We start from the raw sequence: 4,439 nt of genomic DNA on the forward strand, positions 1-4,439 counted from the left end.
CCGGGGCGGTCTACTCGGGGCATTGCCCGCAATGTGAGCATGAGTTCGTGATATTCCGACAGCCCGACTGATGTGGTGCCTTGCAGAAAGACAACGCCCGCATTCCTGACCAAGGAATGCGGGCGTTGTCATTCAGAGGGTCGACGCGACCGACCTCTCTATTGCCGATTCAATTATCGACTCAGTTGTCGACGGGCCAGACCTTGAAGATACGGTACGGCGCCTGGCCGCTATCCTTGCCGTCATTGAAGGGCGGCGTGCTGTCGAGCTGATTGACGGTGACATAGAGCCAGCCGTCGGCCGCCATGCGCACGCCATCCGGCCAGTCGAGACGTTCATCGCGCACCAGCGGCGTCAGTTTGCCATCGGCACCCAACACATCCAGCCCATGCTGATTGAGGTTGGTGAAGTAGTGGATGCCCCCAGCGGTATCTGCGCCGTCGGAAACGGGCTTGTCGCCGACGCGCGTGATGGCAGCGGCGATGGTGGCGTGATCGGCGCCTTCGCGCAGCAGCTTGGCCGGTAAGCTGTACCAGCTGTGGCCGGTCATGGCGCCGAAGAAGACCGTCTCGCCATCGTCGGACAGGGTGATCGGGTCGACGCCGACCTTAGCAGGCTTGCCATTGAACTGGACGTCCTTGCCATCGATCTTGAGCTTGGCACCGGGTTCTGCCTCAAGCGCCGGGTGCTCGCTGAAGCGGGTGGCTTCGCCGCTCTCCAGGTCGACGGTGATCAAGCCCGGATTGGCGATGTCTGCCAGATAGGCCACGCCACGGCTGCGGTCCACTGCCAGGTCCTGCACGAAGCTGCCCTCGGGGGCGATATTCGCTGGCAAAGTCAGCTTAGTGATCAGCTTGCCCGAGGCAATATCGAAGCCCCACAGGCGGGTCTTGCCCAGATGCAGCCCCATGTCGGTGATCCACAGACCGCCCTGGCCATCCTGGTAGATGCCCAGCGGGGAATCGATGGTGGCGTCGCTGTAGCGGCCGGCATGCGTCTGCAAGGCAGGGGAGGGCCAGGCGCGGTAGCTGTTCTGGCCGGTGATCTCGGCCAGTTGCACGTCGTGATCCCCATCCATCGGGTGGATGGTGGCGAAGACCTGTCCATTGGGCGTCACCGCCACATTGCCGGGGCGAATCTGCATGACGGCGACAGAGCGCATTTCACCGTAGGCAGGCCCGGCCTTGAGCGCTGAGGTGGTGGCCGGCAGGGTCGTATGGCCGTTGGCGCAGCCCGTCAGCAGGCCGGTAAGCAGGGCGACCATGCCCAGATGTCGGGTCGAACGGACGGGGTCAGGCATCAATGTTTCCTTGTCGTGGTAATGCTGGTGTTACTGTCGCGGTCAGCGATATCTTGAAGGCAGGAATTTCTCTATGACGATAATTGCCTGAAAAATCATGGGTATAGAGTAACCTAAAGCACCGTGCAGACCAAAAAAACGCCCTCATGGAGGGCGTTTTCATTGCAGCGTCAGGGCCTTGCGGCCAGCGGCCGATTCGATCAGGCGTGACGCGAGATCATGGCGTCGAAGTTTTCCTTCGGCTGGACGCCGGTCAGGGCTTCGAGCTTCTCGCCGGACTTGAACAGCGCGATGGTCGGCAGGCCACGGACGCCATTCTGGGCGGCGAGGTCCGGTGCATCATCGACATTGATGGCAACGACCTTGAGAGCATCACCCTGTTCTTCGGCGATGGATTCGACGATCGGGTCGAGCATCTTGCACGGGCCGCACCACGGTGCCCAGAACTTGACCAGTACCGGCTGCTCGCTTTCGATGACTTCCTGGGTGTAGTTGCTATCGACGACTTGTGCGAAATCCGCCATTTGTCTCTCCTGTGCATCACGAGGGATGCGTGATTCAAAAGGGCACTTGGTGTGCTTGATGGGCACACACTAACGCTGCTCGACTTTTGTTCGCAAGCGCATTCGCTTTTGAGGCCAGGCAACATATGCGTGCCGTTTGCGCAACAGTGGCGATGGTGTGACCGCCTACCCGCTGGTACACCGAGCCAAGCGACACTCTGATCGCGCTTCATTTGTCCTCCATTCCCCCTCCACTCGATCTCCATCGCTGCCATCGATTCAGGCGCCGGCTGTCATCCAACTGTCATGCATGTGTCACTTTATATATGGGAAAACACATATATGATATTTCATATGTCTACGCGCTTCAGCCGGCTGGCAGACAACCTGCCTTGCCATGCGTCAGGTGCCGGTGAGAGGGGGGGCGGGAGAGGGAATCGGGAGGGGAGCAAGGTGGCTCAGGCATACGCGAGGACATCGCCATGAAACCGTCAACCAATGGCGTTATTGATGGAGTGGGAGACATGGCGGCCTGCCTGACACCGTTGCAGGTCTTCAAGTGCCTTGCCGAGGACACTCGCCTGACCGTCGTGCAGCTATTAGCCCAGATGGAAGAATTGTGTGTCTGTGAGCTTATCTGGCTGCTGGAGAAGCGCGCCATGCCCATCTCCCAACCCAAGGTCTCGCGGCATCTCGCCCAGCTGAGAGATGCTGGCTTGCTGACCAGTCAGCGGCGTGGCCAGTGGGTGCACTACCGCCTGGCACCTGACCTTCCAGCTTGGTGCCATCTGATTCTCGCGACTCTCTGTCAGGCCAACGTCCGCGAGGTGTCGCGCTGGGTGGCGTGGCTGGAGACGATGCCCAACCGCCCTGTGCGCTGCTGCTGAGCGCACAGGCCGTAGAACGTTAGCCGAATCTTTTCGAACACTCTCAAGGAAATGCCCATGTGCCCTGCTCATAGCGCTCCGTCCTATTCCTCGTCCATCAGCGTGCCGGAGGGCATGCCGGCCCTGCGCGTCGGTATCAACGGCTTCGGGCGCATCGGTCGTCTCGCCCTGCGCGCGCTGTGGAAGCTGCGCGAGGATATCGTGCTGGACGTGGTGTGTATCAATGACCCGGGTGGCGATGCCGCGACCTTCGCCCATCTGCTGGAATTCGATTCCGTGCATGGCCAGTGGTCGCCGGGCACCGGTATCACCAGTGACGCGGACTCCATCACCCTCGATGGTCAGCGCACGGCATTCTCAAGCCAGCGTGAGATCGGTGATACCGACTGGTCGGGCTGCGATGTGGTGATCGAGGCCTCCGGCAAGAAGAAGAGCACCGAGGTGCTGAACGCCTATCTCGAGCAGGGCGTCTCGCGGGTCGTGGTCTCCGCGCCGGTCAAGGAAGAGGGCGTGCTCAACATCGTCATGGGCGTCAATGATCACCTCTACAACGCCGATGAGCATCGCATCGTGACGGCGGCCAGCTGCACCACCAACTGCCTAGCACCGGTGATCAAGGTGATTCAGGAGCAGTTCGGCATTCGTCATGGCTCCATGACCACCGTGCACGACATCACCAATACCCAGACGATTCTGGATGCGCCGCACAAGGATCTGCGCCGCGCGCGGGCCTGCGGCATGAGCCTGATTCCGACGACCACCGGTTCCGCTAAGGCGATCAGCGCCATCTTCCCGGAGCTGGAAGGCCGCTTGAACGGCCACGCCATTCGCGTGCCGCTGGCCAATGCCTCCCTGACCGACATGGTGTTCGAGCTCAACCGCGAAGTGACGGTGGAAGAGGTCAATCAGGCGCTGCAGAGCGCGGCAGAAGGTGAATTGGCCGGCGTGCTGGGCTACGAGACACGTCCGCTGGTATCGATCGATTTCCGTACCGATTCCCGCTCCAGCATCATCGATGCGCCCTCGACCATGGTCGTCGCGGGTACCCAGCTCAAGCTGTACGCCTGGTATGACAACGAGTGGGGCTATGCCAACCGCACCGCAGAGCTGGCGCTGAAAGTGGGCCTGGGTGATCTGGTCGACGCCAGCACACAGGAGCGCTGAAATGCTTGCCCGCCTGCGAGAGTTGCCCCATGAGGTGCGCCAGTACCTGCTGGTGACGGGGAATTACTGGGCCTTCACGCTGACGGATGGCGCACTGCGCATGCTGGTGGTGCTGCATTTTCATTCGCTGGGCTATTCGGCGCTGGACATCGCGCTGCTGTTCCTGTTCTACGAGGCCTTCGGTGTCGTCACCAACCTGGTCGGCGGCTGGCTGGGGGCGCGGCTCGGCCTCAATCGCACCATGAATGCGGGGCTTGCGATGCAGCTGGTGGCGCTTGGCATGCTGTTGGTGCCGGAGCCCATGCTGACGGTGGTCTGGGTGATGATCGCCCAGGCGCTGTCGGGCATCGCCAAGGACCTCAACAAGATGAGCGCCAAGAGCGCCATCAAGGTGCTGGTGCCGAAGGGGCAGCAGGCGGCGGAATCGCAGAGCGCACTGTATCGCTGGGTCGCGCTGCTGACCGGCTCCAAGAATGCCCTCAAGGGTCTGGGCTTCTTCCTCGGTGGCGCGGCGCTCAGTCTCATCGGCTTCCAGGGCACGGTATTGGCCATGTGGCTCATGCTGGCCGTGGTGCTGGTGCTGTC

At 61.5% G+C, this 4,439-nt stretch carries 5 protein-coding genes; 3 read left to right on the top strand and 2 right to left on the bottom strand.

Annotated features, from left to right (window positions below; all coding sequences use genetic code 11):
* Positions 1 to 181: 181 nt before the first annotated feature.
* Positions 182 to 1,300, bottom strand: a complete 1,119-nt coding sequence (locus AC4FAH_RS13385) for an L-dopachrome tautomerase-related protein (protein ID WP_284727001.1) — start codon at positions 1,298 to 1,300, stop codon at positions 182 to 184.
* 200 nt (positions 1,301 to 1,500) lie between these two features.
* Positions 1,501 to 1,824 carry a thioredoxin gene (gene trxA, locus AC4FAH_RS13390; RefSeq protein WP_054557199.1) on the bottom strand — a complete coding sequence of 108 codons (324 nt, stop codon included), beginning with the start codon at positions 1,822 to 1,824 and terminating at the stop codon, positions 1,501 to 1,503.
* Positions 1,825 to 2,285: 461 nt separating this feature from the next.
* Between trxA and AC4FAH_RS13395 the strand changes: the two genes are divergently transcribed.
* The 3 genes from AC4FAH_RS13395 to AC4FAH_RS13405 all read left to right on the top strand — a co-directional run.
* Entirely contained in the window at positions 2,286 to 2,690 is a 405-nt protein-coding gene (locus AC4FAH_RS13395; protein ID WP_288989818.1) for a metalloregulator ArsR/SmtB family transcription factor, read from the top strand.
* A gap of 114 nt (positions 2,691 to 2,804) precedes the next feature.
* Positions 2,805 to 3,854 (top strand): ArsJ-associated glyceraldehyde-3-phosphate dehydrogenase, encoded by a 1,050-nt coding sequence (locus AC4FAH_RS13400; protein ID WP_490246198.1) that lies wholly within the window; start codon positions 2,805 to 2,807, stop codon positions 3,852 to 3,854.
* 1 nt (position 3,855) lies between these two features.
* Positions 3,856 to 4,439: MFS transporter (locus AC4FAH_RS13405; RefSeq protein ID WP_490246197.1), on the top strand; the 584-nt coding region annotated here is incomplete at its 3' end.

Source organism: Cobetia sp., from assembly GCF_983723665.1.